Genomic DNA, 20212 nt, shown 5'->3' on the forward strand with positions numbered 1-20212 from the left:
AATGAGGCGGATTTGACAGGAGGCAGGCTTGCTGTCAACGGGCCATCGCGGCAAAGTGGCGCAATGATGCTGAAACGGAAATGGCAGCGCCGCCTTGCGGTCGCCCTCCTGCTGGGGCTGACCGGTTGCGGCGTGGTGGCGGACGAGCCCTATATGCTGGGTCGTCGGCTGCCAGGCGACGGCAGCAATTACGAAGTCGGCTTGCTGCCAACGGCCAACAACTCGATGACTGGCCGGCCTTATTTCTCGCTCTGCTACAGCCGGCTGAGTCATAAGCCCGAGCAGATTCTCGCCTTCGTACAGAAACATTGCGGCGACCCGCAGCTCTTCTATAACTCCACCGATCTGTATTCCTGCTCGCTCTCGGCGCCGGTGCGGGCGACCTACAGCTGCTCGGCATTAAGCCGCACAGCCGAAGAAGCGCGCCCGAATCTGAACGTCTCCGGTTCTTATCTCGGAACTATCCAGCTGTATTAGGTGCTGCAATCTGGCGCCGTAACGGTGGCTTACACCGCCACGCGCAGGCCGCTGTCGCCATCGAACAGATGGGCGCGGGCGATATCCACCATCAGGCCCGGCCTGGAATGATCGTGATAGCCGGCATGGCTCGGCACGCGGGCGACGATGTCCTGGCCGCCGATCTTGCCGTGCAGCAGCGTGTCGGCGCCCAACTCCTCGGCCACGTCGACATCAAGATGCAGATCCGGCGTTTCGCCCGGCCGCGCGATGCGCATGGTCTCGGGGCGGATGCCGAGCGTGTAATTGCCCGCCGGCGCGGTCCAGCCACCGGGCAGCGCCAGCCTGACTCCGTCGTCCAGGATAGCCTTGGCGCTATCGATGCGGCATTTCAGGAAGTTCATCGCCGGCGAACCGATGAAGCCGCCGACATAGGTGGTGGCGGGCTGATTGTAGACGTCGCCCGGCGTGCCGATCTGGTCGGCGCGGCCCAGATTCATCACCACCAGCCGGTCGGCCAGCGTCATCGCTTCGACCTGGTCATGCGTCACGTAGATTGAGGTGACGCCGAGCTGCTGGTGCAGCCGCTTGATTTCCAGGCGCATCTGCACGCGCAGCTTGGCATCCAGGTTCGACAACGGTTCGTCGAACAGGAATACGCTGGGCTCACGCACGATGGCGCGGCCCATGGCGACGCGCTGGCGCTGACCGCCTGAGAGTTCGCGCGGCTTGCGCTGCAGATAGGGTTGCAGCTGCAGGATCTCGGCGGCGCGTTGCACGCGCTTCTCGATATCGCCCTTGTCCATGCCGCGGATGCGCAGGCCGTAGGACATATTCTGATACACGCTCATATGCGGATAGAGCGCATAATTCTGAAACACCATGGCGATGTCTCGGTCGGCCGGTTCGACATCATTGACGACGCGGTCGCCGATCAGGATCTGGCCTTCAGTAATGGCTTCCAGCCCGGCAACCATGCGCAGCAGCGTAGATTTGCCGCAACCGGACGGACCGACGATGACGATAAACTCGCCATCCTTGATCTCCATGTCGACGCCGTGGATGGCCTTTACCGGGCCATAGTTCTTCTTAACGCCTTTCAGCGTGACTTTCGCCATGAGGGGCGCTCACTTTTCGGTTTCAACAAGGCCTTTGACGAACCAGCGCTGCATCAGCACGACCACCAGAACCGGAGGCAGCAAGGCCAGCACGGCCATGCCCATCACGACGGGCCATTCATAGAAGGCGTCGGGCGCGCGCATCAGGCGGCCGATCGCGAGCACAATGGTCTGGTACTGGTAGTCCGATGCAATCAGTAGCGGCCAGAGATACTGGTTCCAGCCATAGATGAACTGGATGACGAACATGGCCGCAATGCTGGTCCGGCTTAAGGGAACCAGCACGTCACAGAAGAACCGCATCGGGCCGGCACCGTCGATGCGGGCGGCCTCCACCAGTTCGTCAGGTACCGTCATGAAGAACTGACGGAACAGGAAAGTGGCNNACCGAGGTCCGCGACAATCTTGTAGGTCGGAATGATGCGCACTTCGACGGGCAGCATCAGGGTGATGAAGATCATCCAGAAGAAGAAATTCTTCAGCGGGAAGCGGAAATAGACGATCGCGAAAGCCGAGAGCAGCGAGATGATGATTTTGCCCACGGCAATCGCGATCGCCATGATCAGGCTGTTCTTCATCAGCACCAGGGCCGGTGTGGCGCCGCTGACGCCAATCATCTGCGGCCCATCGAACAGCGCGCGGGCCGTATTGGTGAATAATTCCGCGCCAGGCAGCAGCGGCATCGGCGTCTGCGACACATCCTGGATGGTATGCGAGGCAGCGATCACGGCCAGATAAATCGGGAATGCGACGATGAGGATCGTCGTTATCAGGAAGATGTGGCCAAAGGCATTGGCGACGGGGCGGCGCTCGATCATCAGTAATGAACCTTGCGCTCGATATAGCGGAACTGGACCACGGTCAGGGCGATCACGATAACCATCAGGATGACCGACTGAGCCGACGAGCCGCCGAGATCCTGGGCTTCGAAACCGTCATACCAGACCTTGTAGACCAGCACTTCGGTGGCCTTGGCCGGGCCGCCGCGGGTCAGTGAGTGGATCACGCCGAACGTATCGAAGAAGGCGTAGACCACATTGACGACAATGAGGAAGAACAGTGTCGGCGACAGTAGCGGCATAATGATGGTCCAGAACCGGCGGATCGGTCCGGCGCCATCGATGGCTGCTGCTTCAATCAGGGATTTCGGCACTGACTGGAGTCCCGCCAGGAAGAACAGGAAATTGTAGGATATCTGCTTCCAGGTTGCGGCGACGACGACAACGAACATTGCTTGTCCACCGTTGAGCTGGAAATTCCAGTCGATGCCGGCCCGCTCAAGGACATAAGCAAGAACGCCGGGGCCGGGCAGGAAGACAAAGCCCCAGAGGGCGCCGGCCACGGCGGGCGCAACGGCATAGGGCCAGATCAGCAGGGTTTTGTATGCGGTCGTGCCGCGCACCAGGCGGTCGGCGGTGACAGCGAGAAACAGCGACAGGCTCAGGCCGATCGTGGTGACCAGCGAGCTGAACAGGGCCGTGATCTGGAAGGAATGGAGGTAGTAATCGTCTTCGAACAGGATGATGAAATTTTCCAGTCCGACGAAATAGCTGCGTGTGCCGAAGGCGTCTTCGCGCAACACGGATTGCACGATGGCCTGACTGGCGGGCCAGAAGAAAAAGATGATCGTGATCGCGAGCTGCGGGGCGACCAGCAGATACGGCAGAAACTTATTCTGAAAGACGACTCGTTTTTCCATCGGGGCCATAGAAAAAGCCCGCGCCCTGTAAAGTCAAGGCGCGGGCCTCCATTGAGAGGGGAATTAACCCATTACCGCTTGGCGTCGCGTTCGAACTGACGGAGCAGGCGGTTGCCGCGGTCCACGGCAGTATCAAGCGCTTCCTTGGGCGACTTCTTGCCCGACCAGACCGCTTCCAGCTCCTCGTCCATGACGTCGCGGATCTGGACGAAGTTGCCCAGGCGCAGGCCCTTGGAGTTGGACGTCGGCGGCTTCAGCGTCATCTGCTGCACCGGGACTTCCGTACCCGGATGGGCGTTGTAATAGCCCTGCGCCTTGGTGGTTTCGTAGGCCATCGTGGTGATCGGCAGGTAGCCGGTATTCTTGTGCCACCAGACCTGATTCTCGGTCGCCGACAGGTAGTCGAAGAACTGGGCAACGCCCTTGTATTCGGCCGGCTTGTGCTTGCCGAGTACCCACAGAGACGCGCCGCCGATGATCGAATTCTGCGGAGCGCCCTGAACGTCCGAATAGTATGGCAGCATCTGCATGCCCCATTTGAACTTGGCACCACGCGAGAACGAAGCGTAGCCGCCCGAGCTCTCCATGTGGATGGCGCACTCGCCCGAGATGAACTTGGCATTCGCCTCGTTCTTGCGGCCGCCATACACCATCAGGCCTTCTTTCATCCAGTTGGCCAGAGTGGTGATGTGGCGGACATGCAGCGGGCTGTTGAACTTCAGCTCGGTATCGAAGCCATCGAAGCCATTCGACTTGGAGGCAAACGGCACGTTGTGCAGCGCCGAGAAATTCTCGAGCTGGATCCAGGTCTGCCAGTTGGTCTGGAACGGGCAGGTGCTGCCCGATGCCTTCAGCTTCTTCAGGACCGGTTCGAATTCCTGCCAGGTCTTCGGCGGCTTGTTCGGGTCAAGGCCGGCCTTCTGGAAGGCGTCCTTGTTGTAATACATCACCGGAGTCGAGGAATTGAACGGATAGGACAGCATCTTGCCGTCCGAGGTGCTGTAATAGCCGGTTACAGCGCTCAGATACGAACCTGGATCGAACTTGAAGCCGTTCTGCGACATGATCTCGTAGACCGGCTTGATGGCGGCGCGCGAGGCCATCATCGTGCCGGTGCCGACTTCGAAGACCTGCACGATATGCGGGCCCTTGCCGGCGCGGAAAGCGGCCATGGCGGCGGTCAGGGTTTCTGGATAGCTACCCTTGTTGACCGCGATGATCTTGTATTTGTCCTGGCCTTTGTTGAAGCCTTCGGCGATTTCATTCACGCGCTCGTTCAGGGCGCCGCTCATCGCATGCCACCACTGCAGCTCGATGCGATTGTCCTGCGCCCAGGCGCCGGATGCGCTGATGGCTACGGCAGTGCCGCCCAATAGCGCGAGCGCAGTACGCGCGAGTTTCCCTGTCGATTTCATTGTTCAGTCTCCAGTGCTAAAGAAAATCCGCCCAGAGTCGGGGGGTGGCCGACGTTTTTATGGTTCCTACGATGACGTTCGCACGTAAGATTTGTTACGGTTATATGACAAGGGGCGGGTATTGACCAAGCCTTATTCTGCCATTTCGGCTGTGGAAATTGGTTCTGACAGTCTGAAAGTCGGCGCGCAGAGCTTTCCGTTTCTAGTGAAGCGTGATTCCCGGGCGCGGCGTATGCTGTTGCGTGTAATGCCGAGGGATGGTGCGGTCATCCTGGTGCTGCCGACTCGGGCCAGCCTGAAGTCCGGGCAGCAATTCGTCACCGAGCAGGTCGACTGGATTCTTGCCCGGCAGGAAGAAAGGCCGGAAAGCCAGCCTTGGCAGGATGGTGCGGTCCTGCCGCTGTATGGTGCGCCGCACATCATCCGCCACCGGCCGGCCGGCCGGGGCGGGGTCTGGGTTGAGCAGGACGAAATCCATGTCGCCGGCCGCAGCGAGCATCTGCCGCGCCGCCTGCGCGACTGGCTGAAGCGCCGGGCCCGGGAGGAGTTCGCCGCAACCGCCCGCGATATGGCGGCCAGTATCGGCGTGGAGGTACGGCGCGTCACCGTACGCGATACCCAGAGCCGCTGGGGCAGCTGCTCGGCGCATGGCAACCTGTCCTTCTCCTGGCGCCTGCTGCTGGCCCCGCCGGCCATCGGCCGCTATCTGGTGGCGCATGAAGTGGCGCATCTGAAGCATATGGATCACAGCGACTCCTTCTGGTCTCTCTGTGCGCGACTGCTTGGCAGCGAGCAGGATCTGCGCACCGCCCGCGCCTGGCTGCGCCGTCATGGCGCCGCCCTGCACCTGCACGGCTGACCGGCCATGAAAAACCTGCAGCGGCCGCTGGCGCGTGACTCGACTGCGCTAGTGATCCTGCTCGGCTGCGCCACCGCGCTCGGGCCGCTCAGCACCGATATGTATCTGCCGTCGCTGCCGGCACTGGTCACGCTGTATGACAGCGACATGGCCACCGTGCAGCTCACGCTTAGTGCCTTCATGGCGGGTTTTGCCGTGATGCAGCTGGTCTACGGTCCGCTGTCGGACCGTTTCGGCCGCCGTCCGGTGCTGCTCGGCGGCATTGCATTATTCGCGCTCGCCTCGATCGGCTGCGCCTTTGCGGGCAGCATCGAATGGCTGATCCTGTGGCGTTTCATCCAGGCGCTGGGCGCCTGCGCCGGCGTGGTGCTGGGCCGCGCCATCGCCCGCGATCTCTATGAAGGCGCCGCAGCCGCGCATGCATTGTCCATCATGGCGATGGTGCTGGGCCTGACGCCGTCGGTGGCGCCGATCATTGGCGGCTATCTGCATGTCTGGTTCGGCTGGCAGGCCAACTTCTACGCCATGGCGACGGCTGGTCTGGCGCTCGGGCTTTGCGTGCTGACCCTGCTGCCGGAAAGCAATCGGCACCGCAATCCGCTCGCCACTCGCGTCGGCCCGATGCTGCGCAATTTCGGCATCCTGCTGCGCAACCGTGGTTTCCGCGGCTATGCGCTCTGCGTTGCCTTTGCCTATGGCGGATTGTTCGCCTTCATCTCCGGCTCGTCCTTCACGTTGCGCACGGTGTTCGGCGTCGATGAATACGTGTTCGGTTATTGCTTCATGCTGATCGTGATCGGCTATATCGCCGGCGGCTTCCTCGGTGTTCGGCTGACGCGCCAGCTCGGCATCGACCGCATGCTTTTGATCGGCGTCTCCGCCTGTGCGGCCGGCGGCGTGTCAGTAGCGCTGCTGCAGACGATGATGTGGATGTTGCAGGCCCAATGGCACTGGCTCAGCCTGATCGCGCCGATGATGGTGTTCGCCATGGGTGTCGGGCTGACCATGCCGCAGGGCCAGGCCGGCGCGCTGCAACCGTTTCCGCAGATGGCCGGTTCGGCGGCGGCGCTGATGGGCTTCACGCAGATGTCGCTCGCCGCCATCGGCGGCATTGGTGTGGGACATGCGCTGAACGAGACGGCGCTGCCGCTCAGTTACGCGCTGGCCGGCATGGGACTGGCGACGTTACTCAGTTATCTGCTGATCGTGCGGCGGATCGCTTAGTCGCTTTAGGGCGTCACGGTCTTGCTGAGCAGCCAGACGGCGATGCGGTCGGTCAGCGCCGGATCGATCTCGCCCTCGAAACCCTGATCCTTGTCGTCCTGAAGGCGTTTCAGGTTGTGACTGGTACGCGGCAGCAGCACCAGCGCGTGATCGTCCATGCTGCGTGTCTGCAGCGCGCGATCCAGTGCCAGAGCATCGCGTTCGGCCGAGATCTGCGTATCGGCGTCGCCCTGCACGATCATCACCGGGCCGGTATAGCGCTGCGCCAGCTCGGCCGGATTGAGCCTGAGCTGCGCCTGCCAGAACGGGCCGCTGTAGGAAGGATACAGACCGTTGAGTGCCTGCGGCAGTTTCTCCGGCACCTTGCCGGTCGCGCGGATTTCGCGCACCACGCGGTCATTCTCGGCAAGGAAGGCGCGCCTCTGCGCCGGCTTGAGCGATCCGAGCTGGCGTTCCAGCTGTTCGCGCACGATCACGTCGAGCGGCCGGCCGGCAGTGGAAAGCAGCAGCAGTGCAACCGGCTTTTCCCTGTCTTGCAGCCGATGCGCCAGATCGAGCGCGATCATGCCGCCTTCGGAATGGCCGGCGAGGCCGACCTTGTTGAGATCGACGCTCGACTGTGAACGCAGAAAGGCATAGGCGGCATAGGCGTCGTCGACGAAATGCTGCCAGTTGAAATAGGCGGCATAGTCTTTCGGATCAGCGGGAAGTCCGACAGCATTGGCATGCATCCCGCGCTTGTCGTAACGCAGCGAGGCGATGCCTTTCTGCGCCAGTGCTTCGGCGATCTGGCGCAGAAGATCGGTGCGCATCACCGGCGGTTGGTTCCCGTCGCGATCCGTCGGGCCACTGCCCTGCAGCAGCACAAGTGCGGGCACTTTCTCCACCACGCCGCCCGGCATGGTCAGCGTGCCGGCCAGCACGGCGCCATCGTTCGAGGTGAAGCTGATCTGCTGGTTCACCACGCCCTCTGCATGCGCATTCGGTATGCAGAGTGTCAGGGCGAGCAGCAGGCCGGCCAGTCGAAGTCGTATCACTGGCGCAGCCTCATTGACGTACGGGCTGCGGACCGACCTGCCAGATCATCTGCGGTTCGGTGCTCTGGCCTTGCGGCGTCACCCGCGCTGCGGGTTCGTTCGCCGCCGGCGTGGCCGGTTCGATGTGGCTGCGTGGCGGCGGCGGTACCGGCGAGGACGACCGCGCCTGGGCCGGCGTGCTGCCGCCGAAGGAACCGACAATGCGGTCCCACAGCGACGGCAGGGAGAAATTGCGGCTCGGCGCCTGCGGCAGATCGCTGACCGGACGGCCCTTCAGGGCATCGGTCATGAAACCGCGCCAGATTTGCGCCGGCAGCCCGGAGCCGGTGACCTTTTTCGTCGGCGAATTGTCGTCGTTGCCGACCCAGACGGCGGAGATCAGGTCGGGCGTATAACCGACGAACCAGGCATCGCGGTAATCCGAGGTCGTACCGGTCTTGCCGGCCGCAGGGCGGCCGATGCGGGCGGCCCGGCCGGTGCCGGTTTCGACCACACCGCGCAGCAGGTCGTTGAGATCGCCAAGCGCTTCGCCGCCGACCATATGCGCGTAAGCTCCCCCGTTCTGGCGACGGAACAGAACGTTGTTCTGTGCATCGCGAATCTCGATCACCCCGTATGGCTGTACCGCATAACCGCCGTTCACGAAAGCAGCATATGCCGCGGTGAGTTCCAGCACGCCGACCTCGAAAGAGCCAAGCGCCAGCGAGGGATGCGGCTTCAGGTCGCTGGTTATCCCCAGGCGACGGGCGGTCTCTATCACCTTGTCGCGGCCGACCTTTTCATCGATTTGAACAGCGACGGTGTTGATCGACCGCGCTGCTGCTTCGCGCAGCGTCATGGTGCCGTGGTACTGGCCGTCGTAATTGCGCGGCTTCCAGCCGCCGATCTCAATCGGTCCGTCGACGAACTGATCATCCGGCCGGATGCCCTGTTCCAGTGCAGTGAGGAAGACGATCGGCTTGAAGGCCGAGCCGGGCTGCCGCCGTGCCTGCGTCGCGCGGTTGAAGCTGCTGTCGAGATAGTCGCGGCCGCCGACCATGGCGCGTACCGCACCGTCGGGTGCCAGCGCCACCAGGGCGGCCTGGCCGACATCCTGTTTCTCGCCCTCGCGATCCAGCACGGTATCGACCGAGCGTTCGGCCGTGCCCTGCAGGCGGCTGTCGAGCGTGGTGTAGACGGTGAGGTCGGTCCGGTCGCGGCCGACCAGCTGATAGACCTCTTCCACCGCCCAGTCGGCAAAGTAGCGCGCATTGGGCAGCGGCAGGCGCGAGCGTGCCAGCTGTGTCGGTTTCGAGATCGCAGTCTCGGCGGTTTCCGGCGTGATGTAGCCGGCCTCGGCCAAGTTGCGCAGCACCTGGGCGGCGCGGTGCTGCGCCGACTTGATGTTGCCGGTTGGCGCCAGTTTCGACGGTGCCTTCAGCAGGCCGACCAGCATGGCGGACTCGCCCAGCGACAGTTTGCTGGCCGGCTTGTCGAAGAAGCGCTGTGCGGCAGCTTCCACGCCATAGGCGCCGGCGCCGAAATAGACGCGGTTCAGATACATCTCCAGGATCTGGTCCTTGCTGAAACGATGTTCGAGCCGGAAGGCGAGCATCAGCTCCTGCACTTTGCGTTTCAGCGTGCGGTTCGGGCTGAGGAAGACGTTCTTGGCGAGCTGCTGCGTCAGCGTCGAGCCGCCCTGCACGGTGCGGCCGGCGCGCAGGTTGGCGTAGGCGGCACGGGCGAGGCCGAGCGGGTCGATGCCGAAATGCGAATAGAAGCGGCGATCCTCGGTGGCGATCAGCGCCTGCGGCAACTGCGGCGGCAGGCTTTTCAGCGACTGCCACTCGCCATAGAGATCGCCATAGGTGGCCAGCACCGTGCCGTCGGCGGCCTTCAGCGTCACCGAGCTTTTGCGCTCGACGATATAAAGCTCGTCGAAATCCGGCAGGTCGTAGGCATACCAGGCGAACAGCGCGCCGATCACCACGAAGCCCCAGATCGCCATCACGGCGGCCAGGCTGCCGAGGCGGCCAAGCAGGCTGCCCGAACCGCGGACCGGAAACAGGCGTCTCAGCCAGCCCCCTCGCGTTGCGGCCTTGCCTCGGGACGAGGTGGATTTCTTCGGGGCAGTGCTGCGGCGTGGCGAACGGGCCATGGCGGTACAAACTCGGGTTTCACACGAAAATTCCGGCCCTGCCGGCTGATGGCGCGGGTTTGGCAGCGGAATGTGACCGGTTTAGGGCAGGGTGGGTTGACGGGAGGTGAAGATTGTATGTTATAAGATAACATCTCGAAACCGATGCCCATGCCCAGTCGCCAGCCAAAGCCCGCCTTCGACCTGCCGATTGCCGTCCTCACCGCCGGCATCGGTCTACGCATGGCTGCCTTGTTGCCGGTGCTGGCGCTGCTCTGGGCCGCCATCTGGTGGGCCTTTGGGAGTGGTGAGCCATGACCCGCGTCGCTGCCGTCGCCGGCGAGATCGCTCTACGGGATGTGACGGTCGCCTATGACCGCCATCCGGCGGTGCATCATGTCAGCGGTCGTTTCGCGCCCGGCTCGCTCACTGCCATTCTCGGCCCGAATGGCGCCGGCAAATCCACCCTGCTGAAAGCCATTGTCGGCCAGTTGCCGGTGTCCGCCGGCAGCATCGAACGCGGCCCGCTCCGACAGCGCGACATCGCCTTCCTGCCGCAGCAGTCGAGCCTCGACCGCAGTTTCCCGATTTCGGTGCTGGAACTGGTGCTGCTTGGCCACTGGCAGCGTGCCGGTGCTTTCGGCCGCATCGGCAAGCAGGGGGTCGAAGCGGCCCGCGCAGCCCTCAGTGCCGTAGGCCTCGAAGGCTTCGAGCAGCGACCGCTTGGCACGCTGTCTATCGGCCAGGCGCAGCGCGCGCTGTTCGCCCGCGTGCTGGTGCAGGATGCCCGCGTGATTCTGCTGGATGAACCATTCAATGCGCTGGATGCCCGCACGATTGCTGACCTGCTGGCGCTGCTGCGCCGCTGGCATGCTGAGAAGCGCACCGTGATCGCTGTGCTGCATGATTTCGAGATGGTGCGGCAGCATTTCCCCGACGCCGTCTATCTGGCGCGCCGGCTGATCGCCTGGGGCAAGATCGATGACGTGCTGACGCCGGAAAACCAGCTGGCCGCGCGCCAGATGGCGGAATCCTGGGATGAGGATGCGGCGCTCTGCCTGCCCCATGAGCATCCATCGTCGGATCATGGCCATCATCATCACGGCCACGATCACGACCACACCCACGCGGCCTGACATCCATGACCGCTGTCGCGGACTTTCTCTTCGGGCCTTTTGCCGAATTCGCCTTCATGCGCCGCGCGCTGGTGGCCTGCTGCGCGCTCGCGCTCGGCAGCGCGCCGATTGGCGTGGTGCTGATGCTGCGCCGCATGAGCCTGTTCGGCGAGGCGATGAGCCATGCCATCCTGCCGGGTGCAGCTGTCGGCTTCCTGATCGCCGGCTTCTCGCTGCCCGCCATCAGTATCGGCGGCGTGATCGCCGGGCTGGTCGTGGCATTGCTGGCGGGCGCTGCCACCCGCGCCACTGACCAACGGGAAGACGCCAGTTTCGCGGCCTTCTATCTCATTGCACTCGCGCTCGGTGTCACGCTGATCTCCACCCGCGGGTCGGCGGTCGATGTGATGCAGATTCTGTTCGGCTCGGTGCTGGCAGTCGATGACCCGGCGCTGCTGCTGCTCGGCGCGGTCGCCAGTCTCACCCTGCTGATTTTCGCGATCATCTACCGTCCGCTGCTGGCCGACGGTTTCGACCCGGAATTCCTGCGCAGCGTGCAGCGCGGCGGCGGCACGCTCTATCACTTCATCTTCCTCGGCCTCGTCGTGGTCAATCTGGTCGCGGCCTTCCAGGCACTCGGCAGCCTGATGGCGGTCGGCCTGATGATGCTGCCGGCACTGGCGGCGCGTTACTGGTGCCGTTCGCTGGTCAGCGGCATGCTGGTGGCGGTGCTGATCGCCATGCTGTCGGCCTATTGCGGCCTGCTGCTGTCGTATCATGCCGATCTGCCGTCCGGCCCTTCCGTCGTGCTGCTCGGCGGCGCGGCCTATGTCCTGTCGCTGGTGTTCGGCCGGCATGGCCTGGTGCTGCTCTGGCATCGCGGTCGCCATCTGGAAGCGTGATATGCTGCGTCTGATCGCGGTCTGTCTGTTCGGATTCCTGATTGCAGCACCCGCCCATGCGCAACCTGGGGCACAGCCAAAGCTGCGCGTGATCGCCAGCTTCTCGATCCTGTCCGATATGGTCGCGCAGATCGGCGGCGAGCAGATCACGGTCGTCACGCTGGTGCCGGCGATGGCGGACGCGCATGTCTTCCAGCCGACGCCGAGCGATGCACGCGCCGTCGCCCATGCCGATGTGCTGGTGGCGAGCGGCCTGAATTTCGAACCCTGGCTCGACCGCCTGGTGGCGGCGTCCGGCTTCAGGGGCCGGCGCATCGTGGCGAGCGAAGACATTGCGCCCCTCGCATTGCGCGCCGATCACGATCATGGGCACGATCATGGCAAATCCGGCAAAGGCAGGATCGACGATCCGCATCTGTGGCACGACCTGACCCGCATGCAGGCCTATGTGGGCAATATCACGCAGGGCCTGGCGGCGGTCGATCCGGCCCATGCCGAGGGATATCGCGCGCGTGGCGCTGCCTATGCCGCCGAACTGCGCGCACTCGATGCCTGGGCGGAGGCGGAAGTCGGCAAGCTGCCGTTGGCGCAGCGCAAGGTGATCACGCAGCATGATGCCTTCGGCTATCTCGCCGCGCGCTACCGGATCGCCTTCATGGCGCCGCAGGGCATCACCACCGAAGCCGAGGCCTCGGCCGAAGCAGTCGGCCGCCTGATCCGCCAGATCAGGCGCGAGAATGTGCAGGCGCTGTTCTTTGAGAATATCGCCAATCCGCGCCTGATCGAGCAGATCGCGCGCGAGGCCAAGGTGAAGGTCGGCGGCAGGCTCTATTCCGATGCGCTGTCGCCGCCCGGCGGTGAGGCCGACAGCTTCGTAAAGATGTATCGCCTGAACATCACGCGCCTCGTCGAGGCGATGAAGCGGGACTGAGCCGCGATGACTCGCAGCCGATCTGTGCCGACTGAACTCAAGACGTGGATACCCGGGACAAGCCCGGGCATGACGGGCTTTGGATGAAAAATTATATTGTCATGGCCGGGTTTGTCCCGGCCACCCACGCCTTTGTTTTTCGCAGTATTAAGGCGGCGTCGGGTTGTAAGAGCAGGGAACCGGAGCCTGTCATGGCGGTTCAGCTAGGATGCAACAAGAAGGATGCCTCCCCATGCTTCGCACGATGTTGGTTCTCTTCACGCTCTCGATGACCGCGCCGCTGCTAACGGCCTGCTATGTGGGCGAACCGCCGCCGCCGCGCGTGCCGGTAACCACCGAGCCGGGTCATTACAAGACCTGCCCGGGCGGCGGCACGAACTGCTGATGTGAAAGCAAAGACCCTCACCCCGCAGTGGGCGCCCGCGAAAGCCCCACTGGAGCTTTCGCAGTCCACGCGCCTCTCCCGCAAGCGGGAGAGGGAGGGACCCGCGAAGCGGGAGGGTGAGGGGCTTCGTTCCAAAACAGAACGGCCCGGCGATCCTGCGACCGCCGGGCCGTGTGTTGAAAACGGAAATCTCTTACAGCGCGTCGTCGTCGGTCTCGCCGGTGCGGATGCGCAGCGCCTTTTCCAGATCGACCACGAAGATCTTGCCGTCGCCGATCTGGCCGGTCTTGGCGGCATTCTGGATGGCCTCGATCACGCGATCGGCCAGCGCGGACTTCACCGCCACCTCGATCTTGACCTTCGGCAGGAAGCTGACGGCGTATTCCGCGCCGCGATAGATTTCGGTATGGCCCTTCTGCCGGCCGAACCCCTTTACCTCAGTGACGGTCAGGCCCTCGACGCCGAGGCTTGTCAGCGCCTCGCGCACTTCGTCGAGCTTGAATGGCTTGATGACTGCCATGACCAGTTTCATGTGTCTCACTCCTCAGCGTTGTTGGCCGCTGGCCGGGTCTGATGCCCGCACGGCACGGCGTCGCCAGTGTTACCTTTCAAGAACCATGCCGGTCGGCTGGCCCCGAGTCCGGACCCACTTTAGCCATCGTCGGCAGCGACAGAAAAGGCCGCATTCCGGGAGTCTGCCCGAAACGCGGCCCCTTTGCTGAAAAATCAGGCAGCGGATTGCGAGGCTGCGCCACCGTGACGGGCTGTGAGCAGGGCCCGTCCTTCGCGGCCATGAATGAAGCCGTTCGAGAAGCGCAGATCGCCAGCCAGCGCGGCCAGTCCGGCCTCGGCCTGCTCCACTGGCATGTCGCCATCCAGCACGGCGCGGAACAGCCGGCCGACCGCCACCATATCCAGAGCCTGCGGCGACAGGCGGAAATGCCGGATGCCGGCCGCCATCAGTCCGGGCAACTCGCCGATCAGATTCAGGCAGGTCTGCGACAGGGTCTGCGTGCCATTGATCGCCAGGAAGGCTTCGCCGTCGAGCGTATGCACGGTACGACCGTCCAAATCGGCGCCACAGGCATAGCGGCAGGAATCCTTATGCAGTCCTTCGGCCCGGGCGTGGAAGCAGCGCGCTGAAATCGCCAGCGGCATACGGCCAAAGGCCAGCACTTCCAGCGGTACCGGCGCGGCGGCTGCCAGTGCGGAGACGGTCTCGCCCGGCAGTTCCGGCGGCAGGCAGACCCTGACCGCGCCCTGTCGCACCAGATAGTTCAACGTGCCTTCGTTGTAGACATTCACATAGGGCCCGATCACATGCGGCTGTCCGGCCAGCTGGCGGACCGCGCCCAGATCGTTGGCTTCGACGGCGAAGCCGGTTTCGCCGGCGCCGTCGATCTGCTGCGCCGCCAGGCGCGCCTCGCGGGCCGTCATCACCAGCGCGCGCGACGACAGCACCACCTCTTTCCCGCCGCGCTGCAGCCGCTCGATGATGTCGGGCAGCAGGGGATCGAAGAACGGCGCGCGTTTCGAGCAGACGATCTCGCCGAGATAGACGATGTCGACCGGAGCCTCGTCGGCGATGCGGGCGTAGAAATCCTGCATCCGCTCCGCCGGCCAGTGGAACAGCACCGGACCCAGGGTGAGTTTCGGTACGGGATTCGTCTGAATGCTCATCGCCAGCCTTTCCTGTAGGCGCCGGAGGTCTCCTGCTGGCCTTCCGCAAGCTGGCGCAGCGCCGCCACGGCATTGGCAGTCGTGGCATTGGCGGTCGTGCCGCTCGCCATGGCATCCACCAGGCTGCGGAACTGGCACACCACCTCTGCGACATACGCGCGACCGCGCTGACGGCCCTCGATTTTGAGCGCCTTCACGCCGGCTCTGACCAGGTCGTGCAGGATTTCCCCGGTGCTGAGCGAGGTCGGTTCCTCGAACAGGTAGTCGGCATAGGTGCCGCCGACCGCGAACCGTCCCTTGCACAGCGTCGGATAGCCGGCCTTTTCGGTCTTGTCGAAAATGTTGATGGTCGATCCGCCGAGACTGGAAACCAGATCCTCGCCGCGATGCTCATACCGCACGTGGCTCGCCGGCGAACACACGCCCTGACGGTTCGGCGACTGGCCGGTGACATACGATGACAGCGAGCAGCGGCCCTCCGCCATCGGGCACATGCCGCCGAAGGCGAATACCTCAGTCTCCACCGGGATCTGTTTGGTCAGCTGCGCGATCTCGGCCACGGTCAGCACGCGCGGCAGCACCACGCGGCGCACGCCGAAGGCCTCGTGGTAGAAGCGGATCGCTTCGGCATGCGAGGCCGCGGCCTGCACCGACAGATGCAGGCGTAAGCCGGGATGTTTCGCTGCGGCATAATCCAGCAGGCCGATATCGGCGACGATCACAGCATCGGCGCCCAGGGCCGCGGCATCGTCGATGGCGCGATGCCAGGGTGCCTGGTTGCCGGCGGCGGCATAGGTATTGATGGCCACGAACACCTCGCGACTGCGCTGATGCGCATAGCCGATGCCGTCGCGCAGCTCGGGCCGGCTAAAATTCAGGCCAGGGAAATTGCGCGCGTTGGTCTCGTCGCGGAAACCCAGATAGACCACATCGGCGCCGGCATCGATGGCGTCGCGCAAAGCGGCCGGCGTGCCGGCGGGGCAGACCAGTTCCAGTGGTGCGGTCATGCGCGCGCCCCCAGGATCGCGGCAGAGAGATGGTGGTGCAGCCGTGCCGCCGTGCCGCTCAGTCGCCGGCCGAGCCGCTCGACAGGGGTGGCAAGCGGTCCGCAGGCGGCGGCAGCATCGTCGATCAGGTCGATCCTGGCATCGTCCACGGCATTGCGCAGGGCCACCACCACTTCCATGTCGCCTTCGACGGTCAGGTCGCGGGAAAAGAACAGTGCATCGCCGTCGATGCGGCCTTCCAGCAACTGCAGCAGGGTGGCGAGATCGGCGCGGATCGTTGCCCGCGCTTCGGTTGCTGCCGCATCGACCAGCTCCAGCCGCGGCGGTTGTGGCGCCGGTTGCAGCGTCAGCAGGAAGGCCGCCGGCAGGTCGCACGGTACGATCAGGCAGGTGGCGCCGGCGAAATTCGAGAGGCGGTCCAGCATACCGGCGTGACGCCGCGCCAGCAGGCTGGCCAGACGGTTGAGCACGGCCTCTGCCAGATGGCGCGGACCCGGCAGTAGCAGCAGGCGCACCGGTCGTTCGGCAAAACTCACGATGCGCTCCTGTGCTGACACGACTGCCAGCGTGGTTAGGATCGCGACGTCTCGCCGTCGTTGACGTGGGTCAAACAAGATCGACCTAAGTGAAGAGGCGGGCTCTGCAGGCCCGCCTCCCTTTAGATCTTCGGCAGATAGCTGATCGCGACTCGCGATCAGTTCGCGAGCAGGCGATTGGCTGCCGAGGTGACCGCCTTGAGCGAGGCGGCGACGATATTCCGGTCGCGGCCGACGCCGAACAGGGTGGTGCCGTCGCCCCGCTTGATCTCCACATAGGCCACGGCTTCCGAGGAGGCGCCGCTCCCCTTGCCATCGGAAGACGGGGTGGCGGTCGGCACAATGGCATGTTCGCGGTAGTCGATCAGGTTGATCTGGATCCCGGCATGACGATTGATCGCGTCGATATAGGCGTCGATCGGCCCGGTGCCCTGGCCCTGCAGGTCTATCGCCTTACCGCCGTCCTTCAACTGGGCGGTCAGGCTGCGGCGTTCGCTCTGATGCGGATCGGGCAGGGTACGGTGGCTGCCGAAATTGAAGCGGCCCTGCGGCTGGGTCAGATACTCGCTCTCGAAAGTATCCCAGATCAACTTCGGGCTGATCTCCTTGCCAGTGCCGTCGGCGATGCGCTGGATCACCTGGCTGAACTCGATCTGCAGCCGGCGCGGCAGTTCGAGGCCGTAATCGGTTTCCAGCACATAAGAGATGCCGCCCTTGCCGGACTGGCTGTTGATGCGGATCACCGGCTCGTAGGCGCGCCCGACATCGGCCGGATCGATCGGCAGATAGGGCACTTCCCAGACGCCATCGTTGCGCTGGCCCTGTGCCGTCATGCCTTTCTTGATCGCATCCTGGTGCGAGCCGGAGAAGGCCGTGAAGGCCAGTTCGCCCACATAGGGATGGCGCGGATGCACCGGCAGCTGGTTGCAGTATTCGGCTGTGCGGGCGGCCGAGGTGATGTCGGTGAAATCCAGTTCGGGATCGACGCCCTGGCTGAACAGGTTCATTGCCAGCGTCACCACATCGACATTGCCGGTGCGCTCGCCGTTGCCGAACAGGGTGCCTTCCACGCGGTCGGCGCCGGCCATCACGCCGAGTTCGGCTGCTGCCACGCCGGTGCCGCGGTCGTTATGCGGATGCAGGGAGAGGATGATGCTATCGCGGTTCTTCACCTTGCGCAGGAAATACTCGATCTGGTCGGCGTAGATATTCGCCGTACTCATCTCCACCGTGGCCGGCAGGTTGAAGATCATGCGCTTTTGCGGTGTCGGCTTGATCACCGCCGCCACGGCTTCGCAGATCTCGATGGAGTAATCGATCTCGGTGCCGGTGAAGCTTTCCGGCGAATACTGGAACACCCAGTCGGTCTCCGGCGCCTTGTCGGCCAGTTCCTTCACCAGGGCGGCGGCATCGGTGGCGATTTTCGTAATGCCGGCCTGGTCGAGGCCGAACACCACGCGGCGCTGCAGGGTCGAGGTCGAGTTGTAGAAATGCACGATGGCGCGATGCGCGCCCTTCAGCGCCTCAAATGTGCGGGTGATCAGTTCCGGCCGGCACTGGGTCAGCACCTGGATGGTGACGTCCTTCGGCACCAGATTCTCTTCGATGATCTGGCGCACGAAGGCGAAGTCGGTATCGGAGGCGGCGGGAAAGCCGACCTCGATCTCCTTGAAGCCGAGTTTCACCAGCGTTTCGAACATGCGCAGTTTGCGCTCGGGGCCCATCGGTTCGATCAGCGCCTGGTTGCCGTCGCGCAGGTCGACGCTGCACCAGATCGGCGCTTTGATGATGGTTTTGTTCGGCCAGGTCCGGTCGGGTAAATTGATCGGCGCGAACGGGCGGTATTTGTGGAAATTCATCTTATTCATGGTCTTCGCTCCTGAAGCGAAAGGGATTTTATATCGACTGTAGGGAAGGGCCGTGAATGGCCGCTGACAGAGGCCCGCTGTTCAGCGGCCGCTGGTAAGTCGAAGCAGGAGCGAGAAAACAGGGTTTTCGGATGAGATGGACATGACAAACCGCGAGATAGACTGAGCCTGCGCCCTTGGGCGCGTTCTTCTGACCCCGACCCTGCTTACAGGATCGGGCCGCTAAGAAGGAGTAGGCTCAGGCGGGCGGTTTTGTTCATATCCCCAACAAATTGCCAGTCATGCCGGCCTGCGTCAAGTGGACCGTTGCCGCAGCGCAAACGCGCCGGTAATGTCCCCGCGTTTCAGGCACTTGGGCCCGCATGGTAAATGGCCGGTGCCGAACTCTCCAGTTTGGGAAGGGGCGCATGAACAAGGTTTACCCGAATGCGAAGGCGGCGCTGGAAGGCATCGTCCGCGACAACATGATGGTGATGTGCGGCGGCTTCGGCCTCTGCGGCCTGCCGGAAAAGCTGATCGACGCGCTGATGGAAAGCGGCGTCAAGAACCTGACCTGCGTGTCGAACAATGCCGGCGTCGACGGCGCCGGCCTCGGCAAGCTGCTTGAGACGCGCCAGGTGAAGAAGATGATCTCGTCCTATGTCGGCGAGAACAAGATCTTCGCCAAGCAGTATCTGGCCGGCGAACTGGAACTCGAATTCAACCCGCAGGGCACCATGGCCGAGCGCATCCGCGCCGGCGGCGCCGGCATCCCGGCCTTCTTCACCAAGACCGGCGTCGGCACGCTGATCGCCGAAGGCAAGGAAGAGCGCGTCTTCAACGGCGAGCGCTACATCATGGAGACCGGCCTGGTCGCCGACATCTCGCTGGTCAAGGCCTGGAAGGCCGACACCGCGGGCAACCTGATCTACCGCAAGACCGCGCGCAACTTTAATCCCGCGATGGCGACCGCCGGCAAGATCACCATTGCCGAGGTGGAAGAGATCGTCGAACCCGGCAAGCTGGACCCCGACAACATCCACACGCCGGGCATCTATGTGCAGCGAGTCGTCTGTGGCGCGCCGTACAACAAGATCATCGAAAACCGCACCGTGCGTAAGCGCGCCTGAAGACGGGAAGGAGACAACACAATGGCTTGGACCCGCGATGAAATGGCCGCCCGTGCAGCGAAAGAGCTGAAGGACGGTTTCTATGTCAACCTGGGCATCGGCATCCCGACGCTCGTCTCGAACTACATCCCCGCCGGCGTCGACGTCGTGCTGCAGTCGGAAAACGGCATGCTCGGCATGGGGCCGTTCCCCTATGAGGGCGACGAAGACCCCGACCTGATCAACGCCGGCAAGCAGACCATCACCGAACTGCCGATTTCGAGCTTCTTCGGCTCGGACCAGTCGTTTGCGATGATCCGCGGCGGCCATATCGATCTCTCCATCCTCGGCGCCATGCAGGTGGCGCAGAATGGCGATCTGGCCAACTGGATGATCCCGGGCAAGATGGTCAAGGGCATGGGCGGCGCGATGGACCTCGTCGCCGGCGTGAAGCGCGTCGTCGTCGTCATGGAACACAATTCCAAGGACGGCGAGAAGAAGCTGCTCAAGAGCTGCGACCTGCCGCTGACCGGCGCCGGTGTCGTCGACATGGTGATCACCGACCTCGCCGTCTTCACCATTGACCGCAAGGGTGGCGGCATGGTGCTGATCGAGCGCGCGCCGGGCGTGACGCTGGAAGAACTGAAGGACAAGACCGGCGCGGACTACACCGTGGCCGCCAGTGCTAAGTAAAAGCGGCGCGAAGTAACGCTTCGCATACGCTGATGTGATGAAGGCCCCGGTATCTGCCGGGGCCTTTTTCATTGCGCAGGGCG

General features: G+C 63.7%; 21 protein-coding genes. 10 read left to right on the plus strand and 11 right to left on the minus strand.

Annotation, left to right across the window (positions count from 1 at the left end; genetic code table 11):
- Nucleotides 1–63 precede the first annotated feature (63 nt).
- Nucleotides 64–477: a hypothetical protein gene (locus CTR53_RS08125; protein WP_290811088.1), complete on the plus strand. Its 414-nt coding sequence runs from the start codon at nucleotides 64–66 to the stop codon at nucleotides 475–477.
- Nucleotides 478–506: 29 nt separating this feature from the next.
- Here the strand turns inward: CTR53_RS08125 and CTR53_RS08130 are convergent, their stop codons facing one another.
- From CTR53_RS08130 to ugpB, 4 genes are all read right to left on the minus strand, one after another.
- A complete protein-coding gene (locus tag CTR53_RS08130) occupies nucleotides 507–1574 on the minus strand; it encodes a sn-glycerol-3-phosphate import ATP-binding protein UgpC (RefSeq protein ID WP_290811091.1) in 1068 nt (355 codons plus the stop codon).
- A gap of 9 nt (nucleotides 1575–1583) precedes the next feature.
- Nucleotides 1584–1931, minus strand: a complete 348-nt coding sequence (locus CTR53_RS21245; protein WP_367158947.1) for an ABC transporter permease subunit — start codon at nucleotides 1929–1931, stop codon at nucleotides 1584–1586.
- Nucleotides 1932–2391: 460 nt separating this feature from the next.
- A complete protein-coding gene (gene ugpA / locus CTR53_RS08140; protein WP_290811094.1) occupies nucleotides 2392–3273 on the minus strand; it encodes a sn-glycerol-3-phosphate ABC transporter permease UgpA in 882 nt (293 codons plus the stop codon).
- 71 nt (nucleotides 3274–3344) lie between these two features.
- The gene (ugpB, locus tag CTR53_RS08145) at nucleotides 3345–4688 is read right to left on the minus strand and encodes a sn-glycerol-3-phosphate ABC transporter substrate-binding protein UgpB (RefSeq protein ID WP_290811097.1); all 1344 of its coding nucleotides are present in this window, start codon (nucleotides 4686–4688) and stop codon (nucleotides 3345–3347) included.
- A gap of 232 nt (nucleotides 4689–4920) precedes the next feature.
- Between ugpB and CTR53_RS08150 the strand changes: the two genes are divergently transcribed.
- Nucleotides 4921–5547, plus strand: coding sequence for a M48 family metallopeptidase (locus CTR53_RS08150; RefSeq protein ID WP_290811100.1), 627 nt, complete (start codon nucleotides 4921–4923; stop codon nucleotides 5545–5547).
- Between the two features lie 6 nt (nucleotides 5548–5553).
- Nucleotides 5554–6771 (plus strand): multidrug effflux MFS transporter, encoded by a 1218-nt coding sequence (locus tag CTR53_RS08155; RefSeq protein ID WP_290811103.1) that lies wholly within the window; start codon nucleotides 5554–5556, stop codon nucleotides 6769–6771.
- A 5-nt stretch (nucleotides 6772–6776) separates the two neighbouring features.
- Here CTR53_RS08155 and CTR53_RS08160 read toward each other — a convergent pair whose 3' ends face one another.
- Both CTR53_RS08160 and CTR53_RS08165 read right to left on the minus strand, forming a co-directional pair.
- Nucleotides 6777–7808: an alpha/beta fold hydrolase gene (locus tag CTR53_RS08160; protein ID WP_290811106.1), complete on the minus strand. Its 1032-nt coding sequence runs from the start codon at nucleotides 7806–7808 to the stop codon at nucleotides 6777–6779.
- A 10-nt stretch (nucleotides 7809–7818) separates the two neighbouring features.
- The gene (locus tag CTR53_RS08165; RefSeq protein WP_290811109.1) at nucleotides 7819–9945 is read right to left on the minus strand and encodes a transglycosylase domain-containing protein; all 2127 of its coding nucleotides are present in this window, start codon (nucleotides 9943–9945) and stop codon (nucleotides 7819–7821) included.
- A gap of 144 nt (nucleotides 9946–10089) precedes the next feature.
- Between CTR53_RS08165 and CTR53_RS08170 the strand changes: the two genes are divergently transcribed.
- The 5 genes from CTR53_RS08170 to CTR53_RS08190 all read left to right on the plus strand — a co-directional run bounded on the left by CTR53_RS08170 (nucleotide 10090) and on the right by CTR53_RS08190 (nucleotide 13257).
- Nucleotides 10090–10242 (plus strand): hypothetical protein, encoded by a 153-nt coding sequence (locus CTR53_RS08170; protein WP_290811112.1) that lies wholly within the window; start codon nucleotides 10090–10092, stop codon nucleotides 10240–10242.
- Entirely contained in the window at nucleotides 10239–11060 is an 822-nt protein-coding gene (locus CTR53_RS08175; RefSeq protein WP_290811115.1) for an ABC transporter ATP-binding protein, read from the plus strand. Before CTR53_RS08170 ends, CTR53_RS08175 begins: the two co-directional genes overlap by 4 nt.
- A gap of 5 nt (nucleotides 11061–11065) precedes the next feature.
- The gene (locus tag CTR53_RS08180) at nucleotides 11066–11941 is read left to right on the plus strand and encodes a metal ABC transporter permease (protein ID WP_290811118.1); all 876 of its coding nucleotides are present in this window, start codon (nucleotides 11066–11068) and stop codon (nucleotides 11939–11941) included.
- A 1-nt stretch (nucleotide 11942) separates the two neighbouring features.
- Nucleotides 11943–12872, plus strand: a complete 930-nt coding sequence (locus CTR53_RS08185; RefSeq protein WP_290811121.1) for a zinc ABC transporter substrate-binding protein — start codon at nucleotides 11943–11945, stop codon at nucleotides 12870–12872.
- 232 nt (nucleotides 12873–13104) lie between these two features.
- Nucleotides 13105–13257 carry a hypothetical protein gene (locus tag CTR53_RS08190; RefSeq protein WP_290811125.1) on the plus strand — a complete coding sequence of 51 codons (153 nt, stop codon included), beginning with the start codon at nucleotides 13105–13107 and terminating at the stop codon, nucleotides 13255–13257.
- A 193-nt stretch (nucleotides 13258–13450) separates the two neighbouring features.
- Here CTR53_RS08190 and CTR53_RS08195 read toward each other — a convergent pair whose 3' ends face one another.
- The 5 genes from CTR53_RS08195 to leuA form a co-directional block, all read right to left on the minus strand.
- Nucleotides 13451–13789, minus strand: coding sequence for a P-II family nitrogen regulator (locus CTR53_RS08195; RefSeq protein ID WP_290811128.1), 339 nt, complete (start codon nucleotides 13787–13789; stop codon nucleotides 13451–13453).
- A gap of 194 nt (nucleotides 13790–13983) precedes the next feature.
- Entirely contained in the window at nucleotides 13984–14937 is a 954-nt protein-coding gene (locus tag CTR53_RS08200; protein ID WP_290811131.1) for a U32 family peptidase, read from the minus strand.
- Nucleotides 14934–15944 (minus strand): peptidase U32 family protein, encoded by a 1011-nt coding sequence (locus CTR53_RS08205; protein ID WP_290811134.1) that lies wholly within the window; start codon nucleotides 15942–15944, stop codon nucleotides 14934–14936. Before CTR53_RS08205 ends, CTR53_RS08200 begins: the two co-directional genes overlap by 4 nt.
- Nucleotides 15941–16480: an SCP2 sterol-binding domain-containing protein gene (locus tag CTR53_RS08210; RefSeq protein WP_290811137.1), complete on the minus strand. Its 540-nt coding sequence runs from the start codon at nucleotides 16478–16480 to the stop codon at nucleotides 15941–15943. The genes CTR53_RS08205 and CTR53_RS08210 overlap by 4 nt, the downstream gene beginning before the upstream one ends.
- Nucleotides 16481–16638: 158 nt before the next feature.
- Nucleotides 16639–18348 carry a 2-isopropylmalate synthase gene (leuA, locus tag CTR53_RS08215; RefSeq protein WP_290811140.1) on the minus strand — a complete coding sequence of 570 codons (1710 nt, stop codon included), beginning with the start codon at nucleotides 18346–18348 and terminating at the stop codon, nucleotides 16639–16641.
- A 407-nt stretch (nucleotides 18349–18755) separates the two neighbouring features.
- On the opposite strand from leuA, the gene CTR53_RS08220 reads away from it, so the two are divergent.
- Both CTR53_RS08220 and CTR53_RS08225 read left to right on the plus strand, forming a co-directional pair.
- Nucleotides 18756–19457 carry a CoA transferase subunit A gene (locus CTR53_RS08220; protein ID WP_290811143.1) on the plus strand — a complete coding sequence of 234 codons (702 nt, stop codon included), beginning with the start codon at nucleotides 18756–18758 and terminating at the stop codon, nucleotides 19455–19457.
- Between the two features lie 21 nt (nucleotides 19458–19478).
- The gene (locus tag CTR53_RS08225) at nucleotides 19479–20129 is read left to right on the plus strand and encodes a 3-oxoacid CoA-transferase subunit B (protein ID WP_290811145.1); all 651 of its coding nucleotides are present in this window, start codon (nucleotides 19479–19481) and stop codon (nucleotides 20127–20129) included.
- The last annotated feature ends 83 nt before the right edge of the window (nucleotides 20130–20212 follow it).

It is taken from the genome of Ferrovibrio sp. (genome assembly GCF_002796975.1).
In the GTDB taxonomy this organism is placed as follows: domain Bacteria; phylum Pseudomonadota; class Alphaproteobacteria; order Ferrovibrionales; family Ferrovibrionaceae; genus Ferrovibrio.

What these genes read in the sequence shown, in the direction of transcription:
- CTR53_RS08220 (WP_290811143.1), top strand. Translation starts at nt 18,756, where the DNA reads ATGAACAAGGTTTACCCGAATGCGAAGGCGGCGCTGGAAGGCATCGTC.
- CTR53_RS08175 (WP_290811115.1), top strand. Translation starts at nt 10,239, where the DNA reads ATGACCCGCGTCGCTGCCGTCGCCGGCGAGATCGCTCTACGGGATGTG.
- CTR53_RS08170 (WP_290811112.1), top strand. Translation starts at nt 10,090, where the DNA reads ATGCCCATGCCCAGTCGCCAGCCAAAGCCCGCCTTCGACCTGCCGATT.
- CTR53_RS08205 (WP_290811134.1), bottom strand. Translation starts at nt 15,944, where the DNA reads ATGACCGCACCACTGGAACTGGTCTGCCCCGCCGGCACGCCGGCCGCT.
- CTR53_RS08225 (WP_290811145.1), top strand. Translation starts at nt 19,479, where the DNA reads ATGGCTTGGACCCGCGATGAAATGGCCGCCCGTGCAGCGAAAGAGCTG.
- CTR53_RS08125 (WP_290811088.1), top strand. Translation starts at nt 64, where the DNA reads ATGATGCTGAAACGGAAATGGCAGCGCCGCCTTGCGGTCGCCCTCCTG.
- leuA (WP_290811140.1), bottom strand. Translation starts at nt 18,348, where the DNA reads ATGAATAAGATGAATTTCCACAAATACCGCCCGTTCGCGCCGATCAAT.
- ugpB (WP_290811097.1), bottom strand. Translation starts at nt 4,688, where the DNA reads ATGAAATCGACAGGGAAACTCGCGCGTACTGCGCTCGCGCTATTGGGC.
- CTR53_RS21245 (WP_367158947.1), bottom strand. Translation starts at nt 1,931, where the DNA reads ATGACGGTACCTGACGAACTGGTGGAGGCCGCCCGCATCGACGGTGCC.
- CTR53_RS08195 (WP_290811128.1), bottom strand. Translation starts at nt 13,789, where the DNA reads ATGAAACTGGTCATGGCAGTCATCAAGCCATTCAAGCTCGACGAAGTG.
- CTR53_RS08200 (WP_290811131.1), bottom strand. Translation starts at nt 14,937, where the DNA reads ATGAGCATTCAGACGAATCCCGTACCGAAACTCACCCTGGGTCCGGTG.
- CTR53_RS08155 (WP_290811103.1), top strand. Translation starts at nt 5,554, where the DNA reads ATGAAAAACCTGCAGCGGCCGCTGGCGCGTGACTCGACTGCGCTAGTG.
- CTR53_RS08180 (WP_290811118.1), top strand. Translation starts at nt 11,066, where the DNA reads ATGACCGCTGTCGCGGACTTTCTCTTCGGGCCTTTTGCCGAATTCGCC.
- CTR53_RS08190 (WP_290811125.1), top strand. Translation starts at nt 13,105, where the DNA reads ATGCTTCGCACGATGTTGGTTCTCTTCACGCTCTCGATGACCGCGCCG.
- CTR53_RS08185 (WP_290811121.1), top strand. Translation starts at nt 11,943, where the DNA reads ATGCTGCGTCTGATCGCGGTCTGTCTGTTCGGATTCCTGATTGCAGCA.
- ugpA (WP_290811094.1), bottom strand. Translation starts at nt 3,273, where the DNA reads ATGGAAAAACGAGTCGTCTTTCAGAATAAGTTTCTGCCGTATCTGCTG.
- CTR53_RS08150 (WP_290811100.1), top strand. Translation starts at nt 4,921, where the DNA reads ATGCTGTTGCGTGTAATGCCGAGGGATGGTGCGGTCATCCTGGTGCTG.
- CTR53_RS08130 (WP_290811091.1), bottom strand. Translation starts at nt 1,574, where the DNA reads ATGGCGAAAGTCACGCTGAAAGGCGTTAAGAAGAACTATGGCCCGGTA.
- CTR53_RS08165 (WP_290811109.1), bottom strand. Translation starts at nt 9,945, where the DNA reads ATGGCCCGTTCGCCACGCCGCAGCACTGCCCCGAAGAAATCCACCTCG.